Origin of the sequence: Neptuniibacter sp. QD37_11, from assembly GCF_047778105.1 — a bacterium.
Lineage (GTDB): Bacteria > Pseudomonadota > Gammaproteobacteria > Pseudomonadales > Balneatricaceae > Neptuniibacter.
This window is the reverse complement of the sequence record NZ_CP180552.1, coordinates 3,345,869-3,369,237: the sequence shown is the minus strand read 5'-3', so window position 1 is coordinate 3,369,237 and position 23,369 is coordinate 3,345,869. Positions and strand designations below refer to the sequence as shown.

Below are 23,369 nucleotides of genomic sequence, written 5' to 3'. Positions count from 1 at the left end.
AAGCATCCTTTTTTATGGTCTTGTAAGGCTATTAAGCGCTAGCTTTTTGCTCTACTGGCATTGGTAGTTCAGGTAAGCCTGATGCCACAATGTTTAGGTTTTCTTGTAGTAAACCTTGTGCCTTTTCATCTTCGCCTAGGTGGCGAAGTAGGCGCGTTAGCTCACCTAATGTTTCTGGTTTTGCATCTAGCTCAAGACTTTGTTCAAAGTACTTAACTGCCTGTCCCCAGTGCTCATTACGTAAGGATAGGCGACCTAGGGTTAACAATAGTTCAGGGCTTTCAGCGTGAGCTTTCTGCCAGCTACGTGCACTATCAAGCTGCTTCTTGGCATTTTCGCCATTGATGCGGCCATACAATGTAACCAGTTTCTCGTCCCAGTTTTTCTTAATCAAACTGCGAAGATTTTGTTCTGCACGATCTTCGGCGCCAAGAGAAACCAGTAGTTCGGTGTAATGCTGAACGATCTCACCATTCTTAGTTTGCTCTGTTGGCAGATCAGACCAAGCATCGCTTAATGCTTTCAGGCGGTCTTCTTCGCTGGTTTCCACTGGAAGTTTGCTAACACTGTCTTCAAGAATATGAGTGCAGCATTCCGCGCTCAGTTCATATAGCTCTTCCGTTTTCAGCGCTTGGTGTTTACGCAGTGCAGGAATCAGTTGAGAAAGCGCTTTCCAGTCATTCAGGCGAAGGTAAACATCTTTCAGCAGCTTCATCACGTATGTGTTTTTAGGTGCTAGTGTGCGTAAACGTAGAAGCGTTGCTAGGCAAGGCTCTAGCTGACCACGAGATAGTTGAATCTCAGCTTGAGAGATAGCAACAGTCACTTCGGCTTCAGGTGTTGTGTTGCGTGCCTTTTGTAGAAGTTCGTCAGCAGCAGCTTCATTGTTTTGCTCATGTGCAGCTTTTGCCGCAGCAAGGTAGTTTACTAGCGGTAGATCAGAGCGTTCAGCGGCTTGAGCTAGTTGTTTCTGCGCTTGAGCCCAGTTGCCTTCGGATAGAGAAGTTAGACCTTTCAGCGTCTTACGACGGCTGATTAGCTGGTTTCTGTTATCTTTCCAAGCTTTTAGCTTAGTGGTTGGCAACTGAGTATGAGTGACTAAGTTCAATAGCCAGTGACCAATGACAAAACCTACAGCCAAAACGATGAGAAGAACCCACAGGCTGGTTTCGATCGTTGTTTGGTTATAAGCGATCAAGACATAGCCTGAATCTTTGATCATCATCTCACCGACGAATGCACCGCCAGCTAGAATGATCAGCAGAAGTAGGACAAGTTTTTTCATTATGAAGCCCCTTGTTCCTTAAGTTTTGTCATATGAGCAAGGTAGTTCTTCAGGCTGCGTAGAGAACCAGAAATATCTGGCATCTCAGCCGTTACTTTAACGCTCTTCAGCTCAGAAATGCCGCGTAGCAAGCTTTGTGTAGTGCCGTCGCTTTGCTCGAAGTAAGTAGAAACCCAATCGTGCGCTTTGTTTAGACTGGCATCATAAGATGACTGCTTGCGCTGTAGTAGAGCAAGCTGAGCTTGTTCTAGCATTAGGTGAAGATTTTGCTGTAGGTAGTATGTTTGCTGTGGTGATAGCAATGGTTCAATTGGCTCATCACGGTGCTGGATAACCACAAGCTTATTAAGTTTGTCGGTTGCTTTGCTCCATGATTCTTCTAGACCGGCAGTCCAAGACTCTTCGACCACTTCTGGCGTCACTTTTTCTAATAGATCAGGTAGCTTGTGCTGTTTAGAAATTGGGATTAAACGTAGGTTTTGTACCTGATTGTTCAATGCGCCAAGCTGCAGGAATACGCCTTCTGTATCCAATACCGGTACTGCTTCTAATGCTGCGATATCAGCAGCTAAAGCCTTACGTACATCGTAAATGGAAACGTCGTCGGTCTCTTTTAGGATCTTATCAGCAGATTTCAGTAGTTTCAGTGCACCTGCAGAGGTTTGCTCCATCAGTACGCGCTGATTAGCGAGACGTAATAGATATTCGACTTCAGCCAGAAGCCAGTCTTTACGATTGGTTTTCTGATTAGCTGTCACCTGTTGGATGCTTTTCGTTAGACGTGCCTGTAGCTCATCAATGTTGTTTTTGTCAGCTTGGCTTTGAGATTTTAGTTGGCCCAAGGTTTGGTTCATGCCAGCTAATGCTTGATCGAGCGAGCCGCGTGCATCGCTTAGAGAGGAGCTAACCTGAGCTTCAATCGCTGCGTTATTCTGAGCGACGCTATTGCTTTGTTGCAGAGATAGCCAATACAGGTAACCAGCAGCTCCTAAAGCGATAATTGAGATAGGCAGTGCTAGTTTGCCAGGCCATGTTGCAGGCTTCTTCTCTTTCTCTGCTTTTGGTTCAGGAGCAGATTGTTCTGATGCAGCAATATTGTCTGCTTCAGCCGTTGTTTCTTCTGCTTCTTTGTTAGTCTCTTCTGCAGCGGCTTCTTCCTGTTCAGCGACTGCTTCTGTAGTTTCTTCAACCACTTTTTCAACAACCTCAGTTGCAGGTACATCTTGAGTGGTTTTATTGTCTTCCTGCGATTGTTTCTTTTTGTTGCTCATCTGTCGATTTCCGCAAAAGTCAGTGACTGCTTCAGGGTGTCGATCATTGCTTGATCGTCTGGCCCCGAGGCCGTGGTTACTCTGTTGAATCCAGCTGCTTCGGCAGCTTTTTTAATACGTTCACTGGGCACAACAAGATGACAGCGTAATAGTGAATCAGTGCTGAATTTGCCATTAGGGCGCTGTATCAAGTCCAGTAAATTGTCGAGTCCTGCGCCGCTGCTGATAAATATGGCATCTAAAGGCCGATTAAAAAGGGCATCGGCAATATCAGCGTCGGAATATGCAGGACATTCACGGCGGTAGAGTTCAGCATAGCTAACCTCTGCTCCCCGTGCACGAAGTTCAGTGGCTAATTTTTCCCGCCCACCCTGGCCTCGCATAATTAAAATCTTATCGCCAGTAATCTGTTGCAGCGCCGGTGATGCTAATAGCGCTTCTGAATCGTACCCCAGAGGGCTGTGATAGGCATCTATACCATAGTTGTTCAATAATGCCGCACTCTGCTTTCCGATGGCTAGCCATTGTACGCCAAGTGGTAGTTGAGGCCAGTATAAGTCGATCCACTCATAGCCAATCTCTACCGCATTGGGGCTGATAAAAATGACATGCTGAAATAGATCGAGATCTAAAATGTGTTGTTTCAGCGGATGAAAGTTTTCATCAATTTCAGAAATAGGTTGGATTTTGAGTAGCGGAAAGGGGATAGGTTCCGCGCCAAGGGCGCGGAGTTGTTCGGTAAGCTTTTGGGCCTGATGCTCTGGACGTGTCACCAGAACCCTAAGGTTGGCTAAAGAGTTAGGCATCTGCTTTGTTATATACAGCGTCCAAAATCTCTTTAGCACCTGCGGCTAAAAGTCGATCAGCCAGTTCTACGCCAATGGCTTCGGCATCAGCCGGAGCGCCGCGTTGTTCGTCGCGTAGAATCAACGTACCGTCTGGTTTTGCAACTAGGCCGCGTAGGTATAGTTCAGAGTTGTCATGGTTCAGCGTCGCGTAGCAGGCGATAGGTACCTGACAGCCTCCTTCTAGGCGTTTATTCATTGCGCGCTCTGCGGTTACACGCCAAGCCGTTTCGGTGTCGTGTAGAGGCTTAAGCAATTCATGCAATTCAGCATCATCTGTGCGGCACTCAATGCCTACAGCGCCTTGGCCACCTGCCGGTAGGCTGAAATCTACAGAAATTTCTGAACGAATACGCTCAGGCATCTCTAGGCGAATCAGACCTGCAGAGGCAAGGATGATCGCATCGTATTCACCTTCATCTAGCTTACGGAGACGTGTATTGACGTTACCGCGAAGCCATTTGATCTCTAAGTCAGGGCGCTTTTCGCGAATTTGCGCTTCACGACGTAGAGAAGAGGTGCCGACTACAGCGCCTTGAGGTAGTTCATCAATGCTGTTGTAAGTATTAGAGACAAAAGCATCGGTTGGTTGTTCGCGTGGGCAGATCACGGCCAAACCTAAGCCTTCTGGAAACTCCATTGGTACATCCTTCATGGAGTGAACCGCGATATCAGCTTCACCGGCTAGCATTGCTTCTTCTAGCTCTTTTACAAACAGGCCTTTACCACCCACTTTGGCTAGTGGTGCATCAAGGATCTTGTCGCCTTTAGATACCATGCCGAGTAATTCGACCTTAATGTCTGCGTGATGGCGTTCTAGCTCGGCTTTTACATATTCTGCCTGCCATAGGGCCAATGGGCTTTTACGGGTAGCAATGCGGATGGTTCTGCTCATAAAAGTAGTCTCAAATACGGCATATTTAATATTTGTTGCCGATTGTAGCAGATTGCAGGGCGCGATATAGACACCTCAAGCGAAAGGGCATGATATAATGTCGCGCAAATTTTGTGATATCAGCTAAAAATAGCTGATTAAGTCTCCGAGTAATTTGAGGTTTTCCCATGAGTGATAAAACTAACCAGCAGTGGGGCGGTCGTTTTAATGAGCCAACGGATGCTTTCGTTGCGCGTTTTACGGCTTCCGTTGAATTTGATCAGCGTATGTATCTGCAGGATATTCGCGGTTCTATTGCTCATGCGAAGATGCTGACAAAAGCAGGCGTTCTTACAGAAGAAGAGCGTGACGATATTATCCGTGGTCTTGGCGAAATTCGTGTCGAAATTGAGCGTGGCGAATTTGAATGGTCAATTGAGCTAGAAGATGTGCACATGAACATCGAAGCGGCTTTGACTAAGAAAATTGGTATCACGGGCAAGAAACTACACACTGGTCGCTCTCGTAATGACCAAGTTGCGACCGACATTCGTTTGTACCTACGTGATGAGATCGACCTGATCTTGGCTGAAATTACGCGTCTACAGCAGGGCCTATTGGGTATTGCTGAGCGTGAAGCTGATACGATCATGCCAGGTTTTACTCACCTTCAAACAGCTCAGCCAGTGACCTTTGGTCATCACCTGCTTGCGTGGTTTGAGATGCTAACGCGTGACTTCGGCCGTTTCGAAGATTGCCGTGAGCGCGCCAACATCATGCCACTAGGTGCTGCAGCACTTGCGGGTACAACATACCCAATTCAGCGTGACCTAACTTGCGAGCTACTTGAGTTTAATGCTCCGGCTGAGAACTCTTTGGATGCGGTTTCTGATCGTGACTTCGCGATCGAGTTCTGTTCCGCGTCTAGTATCTTATTGATGCACCTAACGCGTATGTCTGAAGAGTTGGTTCTATGGACATCTGCTCAGTTTGATTTCATCAACCTGCCAGATCGTTTCTGCACAGGCTCTTCTATCATGCCGCAGAAAAAGAACCCAGATGTACCTGAGCTTGTACGTGGTAAGTCCGGTCGTGTTTACGGTCACTTGATGAGCTTGCTAACGTTGATGAAGTCTCAGCCACTGGCATACAACAAAGATAACCAAGAAGATAAAGAGCCGCTGTTTGATGCGATCGATACAGTGAAAGGTTGTCTACGTGCATTTGCTGACATGGTGCCTGCGCTTGAGTCTAAGAAAGAGAGTATGCGTGAAGCGGCGCTTCGCGGTTTCTCTACAGCGACAGACTTGGCTGATTACCTAGTGCGTAAAGGTATGCCTTTCCGTGATGCTCACGAAGTTGTAGGTAAATCTGTAGCCTACGGTATCGAGCAGAATAAAGATCTAGGTGAAATGACGTTGGAAGAGCTTGTTCAGTTCTCCGATACGATCGAGCAGGATGTATTTGAAGTGCTAACCCTTGAAGGTTCTGTTGCAGCACGTGATCACATTGGTGGTACAGCACCAAATCAGGTGCGTGCAGCTGTGAAGCGTGGTCAGGCTAAATTGGATGCGCGTGGTTAATCGCTCATCTTAGAAATAAAAAACGCGCTGCCTTGAGAAAGGTAAGCGCGTTTTTTGTTTGTCTGCGGTATGGCTTATTTATCTAAGCTGATATCAACCATTAGATCGCTGGCAATATTTTCTAAATCCTGTTGCAGCTCATCTAAGTCAAGGTCGCTGGATGCAAGTAACTCAGCTTCGGCTTTAAATAGCAATTCAGCCGACATAGAACCAGACACGAGTTCTGTGTTTAGGCGTTCAACGTTTACGTGGCGTTTAGCTAGTGCGCTAGAAATATCGCGCACGATGCCAGGTTTGTCATGGCCAACCAACTCAAGTTTAAAGTGCTGAGATGCGCCAGTGGTTTCTGGTGCTGATGATTGCTCAACTGTTACCTTCAAGCCTTGAGCATCTAGCGCTGTTAGCGCTGCAGTTAATGTAGCTGCTTTATCTTCAGGAACTTCGGTGATTAGAATGCCGGCAAACTTTCCAGCTAATCTGGACATACCGGATTCAAGCCAGTTGCCGCCATTTTCAGTAATGGTTTGCGCTAGCATTTCGACCAGACCTGGTTTATCAGGACCGATGACGGTTAAGACAAGAGATGTCATCATTGTAGGCTCCACTCTGTACATCATTATTAACTTTATAAGATCACTATAACACTATGATCGAAATTATCAGTGCTCTATGGCCGGTATTTGCACTTATTTTATTAGGCTATGCGGCGAGAAAGAGCGGATTTCTAACCGATGACTTTTGGGGGCAGGCGGAAAAGGCGACTTACTTTGTGCTGTTTCCTATCTTGTTGGTGTCCCGTTTAGCTAGTACCGATATGACTGCTGTCCCCTTGGATCAGGTGGGGTTGGCTGTTGTGTTGCTGGTTTTGGGTGGCAGTGTGTTTGTCTTTTTGGCAAAACCGTTCTTGAGGGTCGATGCAGCGGGCATTACCTCCATTTATCAGGGTGGAGTTCGTTTCAATGTTTATGTGGGCTTAGCTGCTTCGGCAACCTTGTTTGGTCCTCAAGGGGTAGTGGTCGGTGCAGTGGTGATGGCGCTCATGATCCCCTTGCTGAATTTCTGCTGTGTACTGGTCTTTTCCTACTTTACCCGTAGCACTCAAGATTTTAAGAGTGTGCTGTTAGCCTTGTTAAAGAACCCACTTATTGTTGGTAGCTTGTGTGGTTTGTTGCTAAATCAGACAGGGGTAGGTTTCCCGAATCTGCTGATGCCTATCGCTGAATTCCTAGGTCGTATGGCTCTGCCTTTAGGGCTGTTATCTGTCGGAGCAGGACTGAGTTTTAAGGTCCTAATGAAAAGTGGCCAAGCGCTTTGTGCAACCTCGTTGATCAAACTGTTAGTAATGCCATTATTGGCCTTTCTTATCTGTGTTGTATTGGGATTGCCAAATGCTGAAATTATCTGGTTGTACGCGGCCTTACCAACGGCTGCATCCTCTTATATTCTGGCGCGTCAGCTTGGTGGGGATGTGCAAATGATGGCTGCCATTATCACCGGACAGACACTTTTCTCGATGTTAACCATACCTTTTATGATGATTTTTCTTAATTTTCTGCAAAAAAGTTTATAAATCAGTAGGTAATTGGCTCTTTTTACAATTCTGGATTAAAATAATTATGTAACTGGCCGATAGTTTTATTGCCCTATGATTTATAAGGGGTTGCAAAAAACTGTATTTATGAAAAACTACGGCCGGGCATTAAGTAAACGAGCGTTTGTTTAATGTGTGGTAAACCTTATAGGCAGAATAATGAAAAAAGGTCCTGATCTGGTTCTAATCTTGGTAGTCGTGTTTGTACTAGGGTCTGTAATGACCGGCGTATCGCATGCAGATTTCCAGTTTGCTTCCCTGTTTGAGCAAGTCTTTAACAGCTAAGCTTTCAATTGCGTTATAGATAGCTTCTGCTATCAGTAACAATCGATATTAGAGGGATATCCCAGCTCTCTACAGGTAACTCTTCTACTCTCTGAATTTCATGCGCCAGCCCGATAAGGCTTGGCCCTTTCATGCTTTTCTTCAGATTTTTAAAGCCGAATGTGCGGTCATAGTATCCACCACCCATGCCCATGCGATTGCCTTTTGCATCGAAGGCGACTAGAGGTAGCAAAACTAAATCGATCGCCCAAGCGGCTCTGCGTTTGTGCGGTTGTAGTTTGGGCTCTCGGATACCGTAGATATTCTTAATCATCGGTGTTTGGTCTGTGTACGGTGTAAACCATAAACGATTATGAAGAATAGGGTGCAATACCGGTAGGTAGACTTCTTTGCCTAATTTCCAGCAGTAGTGAATCAACGGTTCAGGGTTAATCTCACCATCATTAGGTAGGTAGATGGCGATGCTCTTAGCGCGTCTGAAATCTGCACGGGTGCGTATATTCTTCAGCAAACCTTGTGCGGCTTGTTCCTGTTGTAGAGGAGTTAAAGAACGTCTGAGTTGACGAATACGCTGGCGGAGTTGTTTGCGTTGTTGAGTCATTGTGAAATGAAGATCCCCAAGGTGCCGGTGTCGGATATGGCCCTGAACCCGAAGGTTCAAGGAGGTGGTTACTGAGTATCATTAGGCTTTCCGGTAAATCGGACATGCACACCAGAAACTACGAGCAACCCCCAAAAGTGTGATTATCGGCTCGAGGGACGTAACCAACGGTCGAACACCCCAGGGCATGTTTTTATTATACCCTTTATGATGCCGGTGTCAGGACTTGTAATAAAAATATTTTCTGCTAGGTGGTGCTGTAACTGGCTGTTAAATATACACTTTTCTTAAGTTGAAAAGTTTTCAAGGACAGTGGTTAACTGTCCGAATCAGTAGTTTGTGTTTCGTTGATTAACGCTTTATCAATTTTGTTACCAAGGTGACGTAGGCGTTCTTCAATATTGCTGGTGTTTGCTTGCTTGGATTGCAATAACTCATGAGCCAAGTTGAGCGCTGCCATCACCGCTATCCGCTCAAGCCCTAACACTTTGCCTGTTTTTCTGATCTCTAGCATTTTCTCATTAAGAAAGTCTGCGGAAGCCAATAATTCAGCCTCTGCGTCAGCCGGACAGTTAAAATTAAACTCTTTGTCTAGCAGAGTAATAGTGACAGGTTGGGATTCTGGCTGGCTCATTTGTTTTGCTCCAACGCTTTAAGTCGCATGATCATCGCTTGAATTTTGGATTGCGTTTGTTCGTTGAGCTGTACTAGTTGAGCACGCTCCTCTTTAAGCTGTTGTTCACGGGCACGCAGCTGAATATTTTCCTGATTTAGTTGTTCGCAGCGTTCCAGAAGTTGATCGATTTTCTGTTCCAGCGCGTTAAAGTAATGCTCAGTCATGCAGAAAGAATGCCCCTAAAGCTAAATTATTCTCAGCAGGACTATAATCAGCCCCTGTCTGTGGGTCAATGACGCTGCACAGGAAGTGTTGAAATGCTAGGATTAACAGCACGATATTATTGATGGATTCGATTCATGTCTTTAGAAAATGTACCTGTAGATCTACCCGATTTTGAACTTATCGCAAATATGTTTGTAGAGGAGGGGGTGAGAGCTGTTTCACCTTCGGAACTCCACGGAGTTATCTCGGGACATTTAGCTGCGGGTGCACGTTTAAAACCAGCGGCGTTAGAGAAGATCGTTAATGAATTGCTCGATATAGAATCGCTCTCCCAAGACAGCAGTAAGTCGGTGGTGACGAATCTTTACACAGCAACGCTTGGCTGTATGGAAAGTATGGATCTGGAGTTCGATATGGTACTTCCAGATGATGAGGATGAGATCTCTATGCGTGCTGAATCCCTAGGGCGTTGGTGTCAGAGCTTCCTAAGTGGATTCGGTCTCTATGGTAAACATACAGATGCCAGCTTATCGCCTGAAGCGAAAGAGACGCTAAATGACCTTGGCCAGATCGCACAAATCTCTTCCGATCTGGAAGAGCTTGATGAAAACGAAGCTGATCTGATGGAAGTTCAAGAATATGTGCGTATGGCTGTTTTGATGCTGTTTACTGAGTGTAATAAAGCGTTAGAAGAGAAAGAAAAAGAGTTTGCTAAAGCTAAGCCAGAAAACAACAGGTTGCACTAATGAAGATCGGTCTTGATCAGTTTGTCGCACGCCGTGCTGCGTTGATGGCGCAGATGTCACCGGGCAGTATCGCGATTATTCCTTCTGCGCAGATGAAACAGCGTAATAGCGATGTTGAATATCCATTTCGTCAGGATAGCAACTTTTACTACTTAACTGGTTTTAACGAGCCGGATGCAGTGTTGCTATTGATGCCGGGTCGTACAGATGGTGAATCGGTGCTGTTTTGTCGAAATCGTGACAAGCTGATGGAGATCTGGAATGGCTATCGTGCAGGGCCTGAAGGCGCTGTTAATGACTATGGCATGGATGAAGCCCATGCCATTGATGAAGTCGACGATATTCTACCGGGCCTGTTAAATGGCGTATCTAGAATCTATTACTCCATTGGTAAAGATGAAGAGCTTGATCAACGCGTTCGACACTGGCTTAACCTGATTCGCGCAAAAGTACGTCAAGGGGCGGTAGCGCCTTCAGAATTAGTTATGCTGGATTGCCTGTTACATGAAATGCGCTTGATCAAAGGCGATGCAGAAAAAGATATGATGCGTCGTGCCGGTGAGATCTCTGCGCAGGGGCATATCAAGGCGATGCAGCTGTGTAAGCCGGGTGTGATGGAATATCAGTTAGAAGCGGAGATCTTGCACCACTTCGCGATGAATGGAGCGCGCCAGCCAGCGTACTCGACTATCGTGGGTGGCGGAGCAAATGCTTGTGTACTGCACTACATCGAAAACAGCGAACCGCTCAACGACGGCGATCTGGTGTTAATCGATGCCGGTTGTGAGCTAGATCATTATGCTGGCGATATTACACGTACTTTCCCTGTAAATGGTCGCTTTAGTCCTGAACAAGCGGCAATATACGGACTGGTTTTGAAAGCACAGAAAGCTTGTATTGAATTCGCGAAACCAGGTGTTTTGTGGGAAGCCGTACACGAAAAATCAGTAGAAGTGTTAACCGCAGGGCTGATTGAGCTAGGTTTGCTATCGGGTACGTTGAGTGAAGAGATCTCAGCGGGTCGCTACCGTGATTTTTACATGCATCGTATTGGTCATTGGTTAGGTATGGATGTTCATGATGTTGGCGATTACAAAGTCGATGGCGAATGGCGTCCGTTAGAGCCTGGTATGGTGATGACGGTTGAGCCAGGTATTTATATCGCTGCGGACAACGAAAATGTTGAGCCTCGTTGGCGCGGTATTGGTGTGCGTATTGAAGACGATATCTTGATCACTGCAGAGGGTAACGAAAACCTTACTGCGGCTGTGCCGAAAGAAATTGCAGAAATTGAAGCGTTAATGGCAGCAAAATGAAACAGCACTATGACATCGTGGTGATTGGTGGCGGCATGGTGGGTGCGAGCTTAGCTTGTGCTCTTCTGCCAGCAAGTGAACAGCTTGATCTGAATATCGCCGTAATTGAAGCCTTTCCTATGCCTGAGAAAAGCGCTCTGGAGTATCAGCCGAGCTATGATTCCAGAGCGACGGCATTGGCTTATGGTAGCCGCTCTATCTACGAAGTCATGGGTATCTGGCCAACGCTAAAAACGCATTTAGCACCCATCAAACATATTCACGTTTCTGATAAAGGTCATTTTGGTGTGACGCGTCTGCACGCAGAGCAGGAGAGAGTGCCTGCGTTGGGTTATGTGGTCGAAAACCAATGGCTCGGACGTGTCCTGCTAGATCGTTTACAGCAGGATGATGCCAATCGCATTGATTTTATCTGCCCTGCAGAAGTGACAGATGTTCAGTATGGCTCTGACCAGATGGGCGTCACGCTAGAAAAAGAGGGTGAGACGCATCAGTTAACGACTGAATTGGTTGTGATGGCTGATGGTGGCCGTTCCTCATTGCGTGAAGGGATGGGCATGAACTACAGCGAAACAACCTACGAGCAACATGCTGTCATAGCCAACGTCAGCTTAGATCGCTCACACAACGATATTGCTTATGAACGTTTTACCGATACGGGCCCTATGGCGCTGTTACCCTTGGAAGAACAAAACGGTGAGCATCGTTGTGGTCTAGTTTGGACAGTGCCTAATGATCAAGTCGATGAAGTGATGGCGCTTGACGAAGCTGAGTTTATAGCGCGTCTACACGAACGCTTTGGTCATCGCGCAGGTAATTTTGTCAAAGTGGGTGAGCGACATACATATCCGCTAAAACTGGTTTTAGCGCAGGAACAGGTGCGTCAGGGTTTAGTGGTCTTAGGTAACGCAGCGCATGCTTTGCATCCAATCGCTGGACAAGGATACAACTTGGCGTTACGTGGCGTTGTCGCTTTAGCTGATCACCTAATTCAAGCTCGTAAAGCGGGCGGTAATCTAGGTGACTTAAACGTACTTCAGGATTTCTACGAACAGCAACGACAAGATCAGCAGCGCACAATTGGGCTGAGCGATCAGACTATGAAGCTGTTCTCCAATAATAATATTCTGCTTGCAGCCGGCCGTAACCTAGGCCTGCAACTGTTAGATATTTGTCCGCCTGCTAGAACCGTTTTTGCCCGTGGTGCCATGGGCTTAGATATGCCCGCTCCAGACCTGAAATAGAGATAGATCATGCCAGAAAATACACAGGCACAAGTGCTTAATTCAGATGTAGTGATTGTTGGAGCCGGCATGGTGGGAGTTACCCTTGCTGCGGCTTTGGCGGATGCCGATATTAAAGTAACGCTTTTAGAGCAGCGTGAAGGCGATATCAGTGGTTTCTCTGAGTTTGTTAAAGGCGCTCAAACTAAGGGCTATGACCCTCGTGTCAGTGCGCTCACCTGTGCCTCACAGCAGATCTTAACCTCTGTAGGTGCTTGGAAGTATATGCGGGATTATCGTCTAAGCCCCTACACCGAGATGGATGTTTGGGATGGCGAAGGGACTGGGCATATTCATTTCTCAGCACGAGAGTTACATGAACCCGCTTTAGGCCATATTGTAGAAAACCGTGTGACACTGGCGGGTTTGTATCAGGTTCTTTTAGAAACACCTTCAGTAGAACTGATTACCGGCGTGACAGTGACGGAGCTCTCTCCCCAGTCTGATCATGGTCGTGCGGTGAAATTGAGTGATGGTCGTATCATTCAAGCGGGTCTAGTGGTTGCTGCGGATGGCGCGTTATCTAAAACGCGTCAACATGCTGGTCTACCGATGGTGGAATGGGACTATGGTCACCATGCCATTGTGACCACAGTTAAAACCGAACAGCCTCACCAAGCGACCGCTTGGCAGCGTTTTACCGAAGATGGACCGCTAGCATTGTTACCTCTGAGTAACGAAGAGGGCGATTACTACTGCTCGATTGTTTGGTCGACATCGCCAGAACATGCCAATGAATTGATGGCATTGCCAGATGACGCGTTTTGCCAGCAATTAGGCCGCGCATTTGAGAACCGTTTAGGCGACATAGAATGGTGCGATCAACGCAGCGTTTTTCCTTTACGTCAGCGTCATGCTCAGCATTATATCCAGCCGGGCTTTGCTGCGATTGGGGATGCGGCACATACCATCCATCCTCTGGCAGGTCAGGGTGTGAATTTAGGTTTACTGGATGCAGCTCAATTAGCTGAAACGTTGATGGAAGCTTCGCGTCGAGGTGAGCCTTTAGGCGCTCAATCTGTGTTACGCAGATTCCAGCGCGAACGCCGCAATGACAATATCCAGATGTCTTTAGCTATGGAAAGTTTCAAGCGTTTATTTAATACCAGACAGCCTTTAGCTTGCTTAGCGCGCAATATGGGTATGAACTTATTGGATAAACTGTCACCTGTTAAAAACCATATTGTGATGGATGCGATGGGATTATCTGGCCGTTTGCCACAATTGGCGCAGAGAAACATTCAAGAATAATTGGCTTGGATAATCTGATCCGACCATAGTCGCAACCCTAGTTTGTCGTTCAAAGATTGAACTGTGAAGAGAATCCCTATAAATTGTCTTCCCTTTTTTTGTTTTTCAGGTCAATTGATTCGCTCTTGAGCTGAAAAGCAGTTGTTAAAGCCTAGCAAGACCTGTTTATGACGATAACAAGGCCTAAGCTAGCCCCTGATAAGAGTTAATAATATGGGTAGCAAAACTGCATTGTACGAAAAGCACCAAGAGATGGGTGCTAAGCTAGTCGACTTCGGTGGTTGGGATATGCCAATCCACTATGGTTCTCAGGTAGATGAGCATCACAAGGTTCGACAAGCTGCTGGTATGTTTGATGTCTCCCACATGACGGTTGTAGACGTTACCGGCACAGACGCTAAAGAGTATTTACGTTACCTGCTAGCAAACGATGTTGCTAAGTTGCAGGAAAAAGGTAAGGCGATGTACAGCGGCATGCTGAATGAAGATGCTGGTGTAATTGATGATCTTATTGTCTACCTAATGACAGAGCCAGGTGTTGCTGGTGAGTGGTTCCGTGTCGTTGTGAACTGTGCAACACGCGAAAAAGATTTACGTTGGATGTCTGACCAGACAGCTAGCTTTGATGACGTTGCCCTAACAGAGCAGCCAGAATTGGCGATGGTGGCCGTGCAAGGCCCAGACGCATTAGCGTTGGCTAAAGAAGCTGTAACTGAGTCTCGCGCTAATTTGATCGATCAGTTAAGTGTTTTCCAAGGTTTAGAGTCAGAAGGCTGGTTTATTGCGAGAACTGGCTATACTGGTGAAGACGGTTTAGAAGTGATGCTGCCTGAAGATGAGGTAGCAGATTTCTGGCAGGCGCTCGCGGATGCTGGCGTTGCTCCGTGTGGACTAGGCGCGCGCGACACTTTGCGTTTAGAAGCGGGTATGAACCTATATGGCGCGGATATGGATGAAACCATTTCCCCACTTGCAGCTAATATGGGTTGGACGATCGCTTGGGAACCGCAAGAGCGTGTATTTATCGGCCGTGAAGCACTACAACAGCAGCGCGATGCAGGTGTAAGCCATAAGCTTGTAGGTCTAGTGATGGAAGCGCGTGGTGTATTGCGTGCACATCAGAAGGTTGTAGTAGACGGCATTGGCGAAGGCGAGATTACCAGTGGTACATTCTCCCCAACGCTAGGTTGTTCGATCGCTATGGCGCGTGTGCCAGTGGGCACAACGGATACAGCTGAAGTGGATCTGCGTGGTAAAGGCAAGTTGGTGTCTGTACGTGTAATTCGTCCTTCTTTTGTCCGTAACGGCAAAAAAGTTTTTGACTAAGAATTCGATTTAAACAGGACCCATAGGGGTAGGAAATAAACATGAGTAACATTCCATCTGAACTGAAATACGTTGCTAGTCACGAGTGGATCCGCGTTGAAGGTGATGGCACCGTTGTCATTGGTGTAACAGATCACGCGCAAGACCTTTTGGGTGACGTAGTTTTCGTTGAGCTGCCAGAAGTCGGTGCTGAAGTAGAATCAGGTGATGAAACAGGTGTTGTTGAGTCTGTTAAAGCTGCATCTGATGTATACGCGCCGCTAAGTGGTGAAGTTGTAGCCGTTAACGAAGATCTGGAAGACTCTCCAGAGCTAGTTAACTCTGATCCATACGGTGATGGTTGGTTCTTCAAATTGAAGCTAAGCGACGCTGAAGAGTTGAACGAACTACTAAGCGCAGAAGCTTACAACGATCTGTGCGAATCTGAAGCTTAAGTCAGATTTAGGGCCTCGGCCTGAGAAATAAATACCTTGTCCCGGCTATATGCCGGGACAGTTGTCTGTAAAACAGGAAAAACATGTCACTGCAAACTCTAAAACTAAACAGTGGGGCTGAACGCAGGCTGCGTGGTGGTCACCTTTGGATCTACAGTAACGAGGTGGATAACCGTGCGACGCCGCTGAAGAGCTTTGAGCCGGGTCAGCAGGTTATTGTCGAAACTGACAAAGGCAAACCTTTAGGCGTTGCTTATGTAAACCCAAATACGTTGATTTGCGGTCGAATTGTCAGTCGTGATCTTAAATACACTTTGGATCGTTCCTTAATCATTCACCGTCTAAAAGTGGCGCTATCACTGCGTGAAAGCTGCTTTACTGATGATTGTTATCGTTTGGTGTTTGGTGACAGTGATGCTCTACCTGGTCTAGTGATTGATCGTTTCTACGATGTGTTTGTTGTACAGATCTCTACAGCTGGCATGGAAGCGGTGCTAGATGACATTATCGACGCATTGAACAAGGTGTTCACGCCGAAAGCTATTTTGCTGCGTAACGACGGCAAAATGCGTGATATGGAAGGCTTGGAAACCTACACAGAGATTATCCAGGGTGATATCCCTGAACTGTGTCCGTTGATGGAAAACTCTGTGCCACTGCTAGCACCACTGCAGAAAGGCCAGAAAACTGGTTGGTTCTACGATCACCGTAATAACCGCGCACAGATGCAAAAGCATGTTGAAGGTAAGCGGGTACTGGATCTGTTTAGTTACGTAGGTGGCTGGGGCGCGCAAGCTTTGGCTGCTGGTGCTAATCAGGCGATCTGTGTTGATGCTTCCCACTTTGCTCTAGAAGTGGCAGCTGAGAACGCGCGTATCAACAATGCGTCTGATCGTTTCGAAGGCTTCCACGGCGATGCCTTTGATATCTGTAAGTCTCTGATTGCAGATAAAGAAAAATTTGATGTGGTTGTGTTGGATCCGCCTGCGTTTATCCAGAAGAAAAAGGATATTCGTAATGGTGAGCGTGCATACTCCCGTATGAATAACTTCGCGATGCGTCTGCTTAAGAAAGACGGAATCTTGGTGTCTGCGTCATGCTCTATGCATCTTCAGCGTGATCGCTTGATCGATATTATTCGTAGTAATAGCCGCGAATTGGATCGTAATGCTCAGGTCTTTGATCAGGGGCATCAGGGTGCAGACCACCCGGTACATCCGGCGATTCCAGAAACGGATTACCTTAAATCATTCTTTGTCAGAGTTTTGCCATCGTCTTAATCTGACATCTGTTCCCAGATAGGAGCTTTACCATGCAATATCGTCAGCTAGGTAATACTGACCTCAATGTGAGTCTAATCTGTCTGGGAACCATGACCTTCGGGCGTCAAAATACTGAGGTCGAAGCGTTTGAGCAGCTGGATTATGCTTGGGCACAAGGTGTCAATTTTCTTGATGCTGCTGAGATGTATCCAGTGCCTGTTGATGAGCGCTATCAGGGGCTGACCGAGACCTATATCGGCAATTGGATGAAGCAGCGGAATAACCGCGATAAGGTGATTGTTGCAACAAAGGTTGCGGGGCCCGGTGATTTTGTCAGCTTTATCCGCCCTGAAATGCATTTTGATCGCAAAAACATTCGTGAAGCGATCCAAGGCAGTTTAAAGCGCCTCCAAACCGATTATATTGACCTCTACCAACTCCACTGGCCAGATCGCACCACTAATTTTTTTGGTAAGTTAGGCTACCAGCATGCTCCAGAAAACGATGGGGCAGCAATTTTGGAAACCCTAAACATTTTAAAAGAGCTGGTGGATGAAGGCTTGATTAGATATGTGGGCTTATCCAATGAAACGGCATGGGGAACCATGAAGTTTCTCGCTTATGCTGAGCAATTAGGCCTGCCACGAGTTGTTTCCGTACAGAATCCTTACAACTTGTTAAACCGCTCCTCCGAGGTCGGTTTAACCGAGGTTTTGATGCGTGAGCAGGTGTCTCTACTGCCGTATTCACCAATGGCATTTGGTACCTTGAGTGGCAAGTACCTTAATGGCGCTCAGCCTGAGAAAGGCCGTTTAACCCTGTTTCCTGATTACACTCGATATCTGAATGAACAAGGTATAAAAGCGACTGAAGAGTATGTATCGCTAGCGCGAGCGCATAATTTGGATCCAGCTCAGATGGCGTTGGCTTTTGTTAATAGTCGTGATTTTGTTGCCAGTAATATTATTGGCGCAACGACCATGGGGCAGCTGACAGCGAATATAGACTCGGTAAACCTTAACCTTGATGAAGGTTTACTGGCGGAGATTGAAGCGATTCATGTCCGCTATCCGAATCCATGCCCATAGCTTTGGCGAATTGATCAAAAAGGGGAGCTTTAACAGCTCCCTTTTTTGTTGTGAATTTGTCATTTTCGAGTTCTTTGCCAGACTGTAATCAGCAAGATAAAACAGGTGGGTAGGGTTATGTTACAAGTAAAAGATGCAATGTTTCCTGTGAATAAGCCGCTAAGTGCAGATATGCCCCTAGTTGAGGCGGTTTCTCATATTCTAGATTCTGGGTATTTAGGCTTACCGGTTGTGGATAAGAACTTGAAGGTGGTTGGCTTTTTATCAGAGTTTGATTGTTTGCCCTATTTGGTTACCGACAGCTATCACTGTGATAGCCATGAAATTGTTGGTGATATTATGCGTACCGATCCACTTACGGTTGCACCGGGATTGAGTATTGTCGATTTGGCTCAGCAGATGGGTTTGGATAAACCAAAAGTGTATGCAGTGGTTGAGCAGAATAAGCTTGTGGGTATCATCACGCGAAGCATGTTGATGCATGAGCTAAATGAGTCTTTGAAGCACTGTAAAGTGGTGGCTTAAAGGCTGTTATTCCGTGAAGGTTTAACCGCAAAGGACGAGGGATCATACCGAAGAATAATTATAGAGAGAAAGTTAATTTTTAAAATAATAATGGTTGTTTGACCTATATCAGAAACTCCTGATGTAGTAGGCGCATAATCAGTAATACTGATTAACCGAACTAGAGAGGTAAGCCTATGAACCAGGAGTTACAGACCCCAGACGTTGATGTTCAAACTGCAGATGTGACCTTGCCACCGCAAGAAGAAATCTGCCCTACTGTACTGCTGGATCAGGAAGTTACTGATCTGTTTGAGTCCAGCGAATACCCTTACGATACAAAGATCTCCCGCAAAGAATACGAAAAGCGCAAAAAAGAGCTGCAGATAGAACTATTGAAGATGCAGAACTGGGTGCGCGAGACCGGGCAGCGTGTTGTTATCCTCTTTGAAGGGCGTGACGCCGCCGGTAAAGGTGGAACCATCAAACGTATTATGGAGCACCTCAATCCTCGTGGTGCCCGTGTTGTGGCTTTGGAAAAGCCGACCGAGCAAGAGAAAGGACAGTGGTATTTCCAGCGTTACATCAATCATCTTCCTACGGCTGGTGAGATAGTGCTGTTTGACCGTTCTTGGTACAACCGTGCTGGCGTTGAGAAGGTGATGAACTTCTGTTCGCCATCTGAGTATTTAGAGTTTATGCGTCAGACACCTGATCTGGAACGTATGCTGGCGCGAAGTGGCATCAAACTGTTTAAGTTCTGGTTCTCGGTAAGCCGTGACGAGCAGTTCCGACGTTTTCAGGCTCGTCGTGTAGATCCGTTGAAGCAATGGAAACTTTCTCCAATCGATTTGGCCTCTTTAGATAAGTGGGATTCATATACAGAAGCCAAAGAATCGATGTTTTTCTATACCGACACAGCAGATGCGCCTTGGACTGTGATTAAGTCTGACGATAAGAAGCGCGCAAGACTTAATGCAATGCGCCATCTACTTAGTCGTATGCCTTATCCGAATAAAAGTGAAGAGATTGATCTTCAGCCGGATCCGCAAATCGTCAGCAATGCCCAAGGGCAAATTGATCGTCACCCAGTGCATAAGTAAGAGTTAAGGAGTAAAACGATGACAATGAAACAAACTGCACATGCTCAACATGTTGTCTCGTCTTTTAAGGAGAGATTACCAACAGCAATGTGTAACGATATTGGTGAAGAGCATTTTGATGAGTTAGCACTGTTGATTGAGTCAGCGATCAGTGCGGCTGTTTTGGCAGAGATGGAAAAAGCGGCCGATAAGATTGATAAGTTAGCTCACGATGTTCGTCATTTTGCAGAACATTTTGATTGAGTTTTAACAGAAATAAAAAAGAGAGGCTATTGCCTCTCTTTTTTGTGCGGATGTTTACACCTGATCAACGTAGATCAAGCACAGGCCAAAGGTTGGCGTTGGCATGATCTTCCAGCGTTTCATCTGGGTTTACTGCGACTGGATGAGTTACTTTCTCCAGCAACGGTAAGTCATTGTGGGAATCACTATAGAAATAACTGCCTTCTAAATTGAAGTCATTATGTTTTAACCACTCATTCAGGCGCGTTACTTTGCCATCTTGGAAGCAAGGTATACCCGCAACTTTACCGGTATATTCACCATCCACTTCTTCTGGGTCTGTTGCAATAATATCGTCTACACCAAGCTTGTCTGCGATAGGGCCTGTTACAAAGCGGTTAGTCGCTGTGATAATAAGCAAGTAATCACCTTGTTCGCGGTGGTTCTGCAGAAGCTCAGCCGCTTTAGGCAGCATAATTGGAATAATTTTAGATTCCATAAACTCTAAATGCAGCTTATCTAGCTCTGCACGTTTCATCTGCGTCAAAGGTTTTAGAGCAAAGGCAAGAAATTCAAAAATATCTAATCCGCCATTTTTATATTGCTCGTAAAAGTAGTCGTTTGCGCGACTATACTCATCGCTATCTACAATCCCTTTTTCGCACAAAAATTCGCCCCATGCGTGATCACTGTCACCGGCAAGAAGAGTATTGTCCAGATCAAAAATTGCTAAGCTCAAAAGAGGTTCCTCAACGAATAAGATAGTGTCGCAAGGATAGGGAGGATATGCTTTGAATGCAATTGTCTGAAAAGGGATTTGCTGAGTATCAAAGAATTATGGAACAATAGCTGAAAAATAATTAGGAATAACTAAAGTGATTGATTCAGATGGGTTCAGGCCGAATGTCGGTATCATTCTGGCTAACTCGCTGGGTCAGGTCCTTTGGGCAAGACGAATTGGCCAAGATGCTTGGCAGTTTCCGCAGGGGGGGATTAATGAGGATGAAACCCCTGAAGAAGCAATGTATCGCGAATTAAGAGAAGAGATTGGACTTGCTGCAGAAGATGTAGAGATTGTTGCAGTAACCCGAGGTTGGTTGAGATACCGATTGCCCAAACGAATGATCCGGCGCAATTCGCATCCGGTATGTGTTGGCCAGAAGCAAAAATGGTTCTTGCTACGGATGTTGAGCGCAGATAGCGCGGTAAAAATTGATCACACTGAATCGCCAGAGTTTGATGGTTGGCGTTGGGTGAGCTATTGGTATCCGCTAGGACAGGTTGTGTCATTTAAACGAGAGGTGTATCGCAAGGCAATGCGAGAATTATCACCTAAACTATCGAGATTTAATGCCATAAATACCTAGAAGGAGAGACACTGAATGCTGGATGTGTTGAAGAAGATTGTACAGGAAGTCAGTATCGCGCCAGATTTGGACTCGGTACTGAATCTGATTGTGCGTCGCATCCAGCGTGCTATGTCCACAGAGGTTTGTTCTGTTTATCTATTTGATCCCGAGGATCAATGTTATGTTTTGATGGCGACCGAGGGTCTAAATCAAGAAGCGGTAGGTAGTGTTCGCTTATCTGCCGAAGAAGGCTTGGTTGGTATGGTGGTGGATCGTGCCGAACCAATCAACCTTGAAAACGCCTCTGAACATCCCGCCTACAAATATGTTGAGTCCACTGGTGAAGAGCGTTTTAACTCTTTCCTCGGTGTGCCGATTATCCATCACCGCGGTGTTTTAGGGGTCTTAGTTGTTCAGCAAAAAGCGCAGCGCCGTTTTGATGAGAGCGAAGAAGCTTTTCTGGTTACATTATCTGCGCAACTAGCAGGTGCGATTGCTCATGCTGAAGCCACAGGCTCTTTAGGTGCGATGGGTGAAGAGCCTAGTAGCGAGATTGTTAACTTACGCTTTGAAGGTGTACCGGGTTCTGCTGGCGTAGCTATTGGTTCGGCTACGGTTGTTGCGCCTCCTGCAGATCTGAATTCAGTTCCGGATAAAGTTGCCAAAGATGTAGAGCAGGAAATTGCGAACTTTGAAGCTGCGTTAAAGCTTGTTCGACGGGATATCAAAGTAGTTGGGCGCAGTTTAGCCCAGCGTTTACGTTCTGAAGAGCAGGCGCTGTTCGATGTTTATCTTCGAATGTTGGATGACAATGCCTTGGCTGGCGAAGTTGTAGCGAGAATTCGCCAAGGTAACTGGGCGCAAGGTGCACTGCGTGAAGTTGTCATGGAGCATGTGCGTCAGTTCTCTATGATGGATGATCCCTATCTGCGTGAACGTGCGACGGATATCAAAGATTTAGGTCGTCGAGTGCTCGCCTATCTGCAAGAAGATGCGCCTGCAGTACTCGAATTTACCGATGAAACAATACTAGTTGCTGATGAACTAACCCCGGCGATGCTTGGAGAAGTGCCGAGCGAGAAGTTGGTCGGTTTAGTTTCTGTGCATGGTTCTAGTAACTCACATGCTGCGATCCTTGCTCGTTCCATGGGCATTCCTACCATTATGGGCGCGGTTGATCTGCCTCTAACGCGTATTGATGGTCGAGAGCTGATTCTTGATGGTTATTCAGGTCGAATTTACGTACAGCCGGGAGAGGATCTTCTAACGGCATACAGAGATATCTTGCGTGGTGAGCAGGAGCAAGCAGCCGAACTTGAAGCGATCAAGGACCTGCCTGCGGAAACGACAGATGGTTTCCGAATGCCGTTATGGGTAAATACAGGTTTGATCGCCGATGTAGCGCGTTCACTTGATCGCGGAGCAGAAGGTATCGGACTGTATCGAACCGAAGTGCCTTTCATGATCCGAGAGTTCTTCCCGAGTGAGCAAGACCAAGCGCAGACTTATCGCAAGCAGCTTGAAGCATTCCATCCTCGTCCTGTGACAATGCGCACCTTGGATATCGGTGGAGATAAGTCACTACCTTACTTCCCAATTGAAGAGGAAAACCCATTCTTGGGATGGCGTGGTATCCGAGTGACGCTGGATCATCCTGAAATCTTCCTAGTGCAAGTACGCGCCATGCTTAAAGCGGGTGAAGGCTACGGTAATCTACGTATCATGTTGCCGATGGTGACCAGCGTCGGCGAAGTAGAAGAAGCAAGTCGTCAGATCGATCGTGCAGTTAAAGAGCTGCAAGATGAAGGGCATGATATAGAGCGTCCATTGGTGGGTGTGATGGTTGAGGTGCCGGCAGCTGTTTATCAGGTACGCCGATTTGCCCGTCGTGTCGATTTTATCTCGGTAGGTTCCAACGACCTTACTCAGTATCTGCTTGCCGTAGACCGAAATAACCCTCGTGTTGCTGATCTGTATGTTAGCTACCATCCCGCTGTTCTGAGAGCGCTTGTTTTCATTGCACGAGAGGCGCATAAAGAAAACGTTACAGTGTCTATCTGTGGTGAATTGGCGTCTGAGCCAGGTGGTGCTTTGCTGTTGATGGCAATGGGGTATGACGTGCTATCAATGAACGCGACCAATCTGCCTAAAGTAAAAGCCGCGATTCGCCAAGTGAGTAAGGAAGACGCGGGTCAACTCTTGAAAGATGTGATGGCGATGGATGATGCTGATCGCATTCAGAAATTCATCAATGAGCGCCTAACTGAATTGGGTATAGCGCTGCCAAAACAGCCGGTTGTTGTTTAGTC

Annotated in this window: 25 protein-coding genes and 1 other RNA gene; 16 read left to right on the top strand and 10 right to left on the bottom strand. The window is 46.5% G+C overall.

The features are described 5' to 3' along the window. Positions 1-31: 31 nt before the first annotated feature. The 4 genes from ACMXYT_RS15960 to hemC are packed head-to-tail and all read right to left on the bottom strand — an operon-like array spanning position 32 to position 4,296. Positions 32-1,285, bottom strand: a complete 1,254-nt coding sequence (locus ACMXYT_RS15960) for a heme biosynthesis HemY N-terminal domain-containing protein (protein ID WP_415899463.1) — start codon at positions 1,283-1,285, stop codon at positions 32-34. Next, positions 1,285-2,556: a uroporphyrinogen-III C-methyltransferase gene (locus tag ACMXYT_RS15955; protein ID WP_415911661.1), complete on the bottom strand. Its 1,272-nt coding sequence runs from the start codon at positions 2,554-2,556 to the stop codon at positions 1,285-1,287. The genes ACMXYT_RS15960 and ACMXYT_RS15955 overlap by 1 nt, the downstream gene beginning before the upstream one ends. Continuing rightward, entirely contained in the window at positions 2,553-3,329 is a 777-nt protein-coding gene (locus ACMXYT_RS15950; RefSeq protein ID WP_415899461.1) for a uroporphyrinogen-III synthase, read from the bottom strand. The genes ACMXYT_RS15955 and ACMXYT_RS15950 overlap by 4 nt, the downstream gene beginning before the upstream one ends. A gap of 25 nt (positions 3,330-3,354) precedes the next feature. After that, positions 3,355-4,296, bottom strand: coding sequence for a hydroxymethylbilane synthase (hemC, locus tag ACMXYT_RS15945; protein WP_415899460.1), 942 nt, complete (start codon positions 4,294-4,296; stop codon positions 3,355-3,357). Positions 4,297-4,463: 167 nt separating this feature from the next. Between hemC and argH the strand changes: the two genes are divergently transcribed. Continuing rightward, positions 4,464-5,858: an argininosuccinate lyase gene (argH, locus tag ACMXYT_RS15940; RefSeq protein ID WP_415882776.1), complete on the top strand. Its 1,395-nt coding sequence runs from the start codon at positions 4,464-4,466 to the stop codon at positions 5,856-5,858. A gap of 74 nt (positions 5,859-5,932) precedes the next feature. Here the strand turns inward: argH and ACMXYT_RS15935 are convergent, their stop codons facing one another. Beyond that, entirely contained in the window at positions 5,933-6,451 is a 519-nt protein-coding gene (locus tag ACMXYT_RS15935; RefSeq protein WP_415899459.1) for a glycine cleavage system protein R, read from the bottom strand. A 53-nt stretch (positions 6,452-6,504) separates the two neighbouring features. Here ACMXYT_RS15935 and ACMXYT_RS15930 point away from each other — a divergent pair, with 53 nt between their 5' ends. Together ACMXYT_RS15930 and ACMXYT_RS15925 are read left to right on the top strand one after the other, a co-directional pair. Then, positions 6,505-7,428, top strand: coding sequence for an AEC family transporter (locus tag ACMXYT_RS15930; RefSeq protein WP_415899458.1), 924 nt, complete (start codon positions 6,505-6,507; stop codon positions 7,426-7,428). Between the two features lie 180 nt (positions 7,429-7,608). Then, a complete protein-coding gene (locus tag ACMXYT_RS15925; RefSeq protein ID WP_415882773.1) occupies positions 7,609-7,734 on the top strand; it encodes a hypothetical protein in 126 nt (41 codons plus the stop codon). A 13-nt stretch (positions 7,735-7,747) separates the two neighbouring features. Here ACMXYT_RS15925 and ACMXYT_RS15920 read toward each other — a convergent pair whose 3' ends face one another. The 4 genes from ACMXYT_RS15920 to ACMXYT_RS15905 all read right to left on the bottom strand — a co-directional run bounded on the left by ACMXYT_RS15920 (position 7,748) and on the right by ACMXYT_RS15905 (position 9,175). Further along, on the bottom strand, positions 7,748-8,335 hold the full coding sequence (locus ACMXYT_RS15920) for a 5-formyltetrahydrofolate cyclo-ligase (RefSeq protein ID WP_415899457.1): 588 nt from the start codon (positions 8,333-8,335) through the stop codon (positions 7,748-7,750). A 9-nt stretch (positions 8,336-8,344) separates the two neighbouring features. Continuing rightward, positions 8,345-8,525: non-coding RNA, 6S RNA (gene ssrS / locus ACMXYT_RS15915), on the bottom strand. Positions 8,526-8,651: 126 nt separating this feature from the next. Then, positions 8,652-8,969 carry a cell division protein ZapA gene (locus ACMXYT_RS15910; RefSeq protein ID WP_415899456.1) on the bottom strand — a complete coding sequence of 106 codons (318 nt, stop codon included), beginning with the start codon at positions 8,967-8,969 and terminating at the stop codon, positions 8,652-8,654. Further along, positions 8,966-9,175 carry a TIGR02449 family protein gene (locus tag ACMXYT_RS15905; RefSeq protein WP_415882770.1) on the bottom strand — a complete coding sequence of 70 codons (210 nt, stop codon included), beginning with the start codon at positions 9,173-9,175 and terminating at the stop codon, positions 8,966-8,968. Before ACMXYT_RS15905 ends, ACMXYT_RS15910 begins: the two co-directional genes overlap by 4 nt. A gap of 135 nt (positions 9,176-9,310) precedes the next feature. Between ACMXYT_RS15905 and ACMXYT_RS15900 the strand changes: the two genes are divergently transcribed. The 11 genes from ACMXYT_RS15900 to ACMXYT_RS15850 all read left to right on the top strand — a co-directional run bounded on the left by ACMXYT_RS15900 (position 9,311) and on the right by ACMXYT_RS15850 (position 19,732). Then, the gene (locus tag ACMXYT_RS15900; RefSeq protein WP_415886159.1) at positions 9,311-9,922 is read left to right on the top strand and encodes a UPF0149 family protein; all 612 of its coding nucleotides are present in this window, start codon (positions 9,311-9,313) and stop codon (positions 9,920-9,922) included. Continuing rightward, positions 9,922-11,238: a Xaa-Pro aminopeptidase gene (gene pepP, locus ACMXYT_RS15895; protein WP_415899455.1), complete on the top strand. Its 1,317-nt coding sequence runs from the start codon at positions 9,922-9,924 to the stop codon at positions 11,236-11,238. Before ACMXYT_RS15900 ends, pepP begins: the two co-directional genes overlap by 1 nt. Beyond that, the gene (ubiH, locus tag ACMXYT_RS15890; protein WP_415886157.1) at positions 11,235-12,482 is read left to right on the top strand and encodes a 2-octaprenyl-6-methoxyphenyl hydroxylase; all 1,248 of its coding nucleotides are present in this window, start codon (positions 11,235-11,237) and stop codon (positions 12,480-12,482) included. Before pepP ends, ubiH begins: the two co-directional genes overlap by 4 nt. A 9-nt stretch (positions 12,483-12,491) precedes the next feature. Further along, positions 12,492-13,772: a UbiH/UbiF/VisC/COQ6 family ubiquinone biosynthesis hydroxylase gene (locus ACMXYT_RS15885; RefSeq protein WP_415899454.1), complete on the top strand. Its 1,281-nt coding sequence runs from the start codon at positions 12,492-12,494 to the stop codon at positions 13,770-13,772. A 213-nt stretch (positions 13,773-13,985) separates the two neighbouring features. Beyond that, a complete protein-coding gene (gene gcvT / locus ACMXYT_RS15880) occupies positions 13,986-15,098 on the top strand; it encodes a glycine cleavage system aminomethyltransferase GcvT (protein ID WP_415899453.1) in 1,113 nt (370 codons plus the stop codon). Positions 15,099-15,139: 41 nt separating this feature from the next. Beyond that, positions 15,140-15,532: a glycine cleavage system protein GcvH gene (gcvH, locus tag ACMXYT_RS15875; protein ID WP_415886154.1), complete on the top strand. Its 393-nt coding sequence runs from the start codon at positions 15,140-15,142 to the stop codon at positions 15,530-15,532. A gap of 83 nt (positions 15,533-15,615) precedes the next feature. Then, entirely contained in the window at positions 15,616-16,812 is a 1,197-nt protein-coding gene (locus ACMXYT_RS15870; protein ID WP_415911660.1) for a class I SAM-dependent rRNA methyltransferase, read from the top strand. A gap of 32 nt (positions 16,813-16,844) precedes the next feature. Beyond that, entirely contained in the window at positions 16,845-17,882 is a 1,038-nt protein-coding gene (locus ACMXYT_RS15865) for an NADP(H)-dependent aldo-keto reductase (protein ID WP_415899451.1), read from the top strand. A 117-nt stretch (positions 17,883-17,999) separates the two neighbouring features. Further along, entirely contained in the window at positions 18,000-18,407 is a 408-nt protein-coding gene (locus ACMXYT_RS15860; protein ID WP_415892772.1) for a CBS domain-containing protein, read from the top strand. A gap of 176 nt (positions 18,408-18,583) precedes the next feature. Then, positions 18,584-19,489 (top strand): polyphosphate kinase 2, encoded by a 906-nt coding sequence (gene ppk2 / locus ACMXYT_RS15855; protein ID WP_415892771.1) that lies wholly within the window; start codon positions 18,584-18,586, stop codon positions 19,487-19,489. Positions 19,490-19,507: 18 nt separating this feature from the next. Continuing rightward, positions 19,508-19,732 carry a phosphatase gene (locus ACMXYT_RS15850; RefSeq protein WP_415899450.1) on the top strand — a complete coding sequence of 75 codons (225 nt, stop codon included), beginning with the start codon at positions 19,508-19,510 and terminating at the stop codon, positions 19,730-19,732. Positions 19,733-19,796: 64 nt separating this feature from the next. On the opposite strand, the gene ACMXYT_RS15845 is transcribed toward ACMXYT_RS15850, so the two are convergent. After that, positions 19,797-20,450 carry an HAD family hydrolase gene (locus ACMXYT_RS15845; protein WP_415911659.1) on the bottom strand — a complete coding sequence of 218 codons (654 nt, stop codon included), beginning with the start codon at positions 20,448-20,450 and terminating at the stop codon, positions 19,797-19,799. A 136-nt stretch (positions 20,451-20,586) separates the two neighbouring features. Between ACMXYT_RS15845 and ACMXYT_RS15840 the strand changes: the two genes are divergently transcribed. After that, on the top strand, positions 20,587-21,078 hold the full coding sequence (locus tag ACMXYT_RS15840) for an RNA pyrophosphohydrolase (RefSeq protein WP_415882757.1): 492 nt from the start codon (positions 20,587-20,589) through the stop codon (positions 21,076-21,078). 15 nt (positions 21,079-21,093) lie between these two features. Further along, a complete protein-coding gene (gene ptsP, locus ACMXYT_RS15835) occupies positions 21,094-23,367 on the top strand; it encodes a phosphoenolpyruvate--protein phosphotransferase (protein WP_415899448.1) in 2,274 nt (757 codons plus the stop codon). Positions 23,368-23,369: the final 2 nt, after the last annotated feature.

Excerpts from the sequence above, each read along its gene's own strand:
- ACMXYT_RS15960 (WP_415899463.1), bottom strand. The coding sequence starts at position 1,285 with ATGAAAAAACTTGTCCTACTTCTGCTGATCATTCTAGCTGGCGGTGCA.
- ACMXYT_RS15955 (WP_415911661.1), bottom strand. The coding sequence starts at position 2,556 with ATGAGCAACAAAAAGAAACAATCGCAGGAAGACAATAAAACCACTCAA.
- hemC (WP_415899460.1), bottom strand. The coding sequence starts at position 4,296 with ATGAGCAGAACCATCCGCATTGCTACCCGTAAAAGCCCATTGGCCCTA.
- argH (WP_415882776.1), top strand. The coding sequence starts at position 4,464 with ATGAGTGATAAAACTAACCAGCAGTGGGGCGGTCGTTTTAATGAGCCA.
- ACMXYT_RS15935 (WP_415899459.1), bottom strand. The coding sequence starts at position 6,451 with ATGATGACATCTCTTGTCTTAACCGTCATCGGTCCTGATAAACCAGGT.
- ACMXYT_RS15930 (WP_415899458.1), top strand. The coding sequence starts at position 6,505 with ATGATCGAAATTATCAGTGCTCTATGGCCGGTATTTGCACTTATTTTA.
- ACMXYT_RS15925 (WP_415882773.1), top strand. The coding sequence starts at position 7,609 with ATGAAAAAAGGTCCTGATCTGGTTCTAATCTTGGTAGTCGTGTTTGTA.
- ACMXYT_RS15920 (WP_415899457.1), bottom strand. The coding sequence starts at position 8,335 with ATGACTCAACAACGCAAACAACTCCGCCAGCGTATTCGTCAACTCAGA.
- ACMXYT_RS15910 (WP_415899456.1), bottom strand. The coding sequence starts at position 8,969 with ATGAGCCAGCCAGAATCCCAACCTGTCACTATTACTCTGCTAGACAAA.
- ACMXYT_RS15905 (WP_415882770.1), bottom strand. The coding sequence starts at position 9,175 with ATGACTGAGCATTACTTTAACGCGCTGGAACAGAAAATCGATCAACTT.
- ACMXYT_RS15900 (WP_415886159.1), top strand. The coding sequence starts at position 9,311 with ATGTCTTTAGAAAATGTACCTGTAGATCTACCCGATTTTGAACTTATC.
- pepP (WP_415899455.1), top strand. The coding sequence starts at position 9,922 with ATGAAGATCGGTCTTGATCAGTTTGTCGCACGCCGTGCTGCGTTGATG.
- ubiH (WP_415886157.1), top strand. The coding sequence starts at position 11,235 with ATGAAACAGCACTATGACATCGTGGTGATTGGTGGCGGCATGGTGGGT.
- ACMXYT_RS15885 (WP_415899454.1), top strand. The coding sequence starts at position 12,492 with ATGCCAGAAAATACACAGGCACAAGTGCTTAATTCAGATGTAGTGATT.
- gcvT (WP_415899453.1), top strand. The coding sequence starts at position 13,986 with ATGGGTAGCAAAACTGCATTGTACGAAAAGCACCAAGAGATGGGTGCT.
- gcvH (WP_415886154.1), top strand. The coding sequence starts at position 15,140 with ATGAGTAACATTCCATCTGAACTGAAATACGTTGCTAGTCACGAGTGG.
- ACMXYT_RS15870 (WP_415911660.1), top strand. The coding sequence starts at position 15,616 with ATGTCACTGCAAACTCTAAAACTAAACAGTGGGGCTGAACGCAGGCTG.
- ACMXYT_RS15865 (WP_415899451.1), top strand. The coding sequence starts at position 16,845 with ATGCAATATCGTCAGCTAGGTAATACTGACCTCAATGTGAGTCTAATC.
- ACMXYT_RS15860 (WP_415892772.1), top strand. The coding sequence starts at position 18,000 with ATGTTACAAGTAAAAGATGCAATGTTTCCTGTGAATAAGCCGCTAAGT.
- ppk2 (WP_415892771.1), top strand. The coding sequence starts at position 18,584 with ATGAACCAGGAGTTACAGACCCCAGACGTTGATGTTCAAACTGCAGAT.
- ACMXYT_RS15850 (WP_415899450.1), top strand. The coding sequence starts at position 19,508 with ATGACAATGAAACAAACTGCACATGCTCAACATGTTGTCTCGTCTTTT.
- ptsP (WP_415899448.1), top strand. The coding sequence starts at position 21,094 with ATGCTGGATGTGTTGAAGAAGATTGTACAGGAAGTCAGTATCGCGCCA.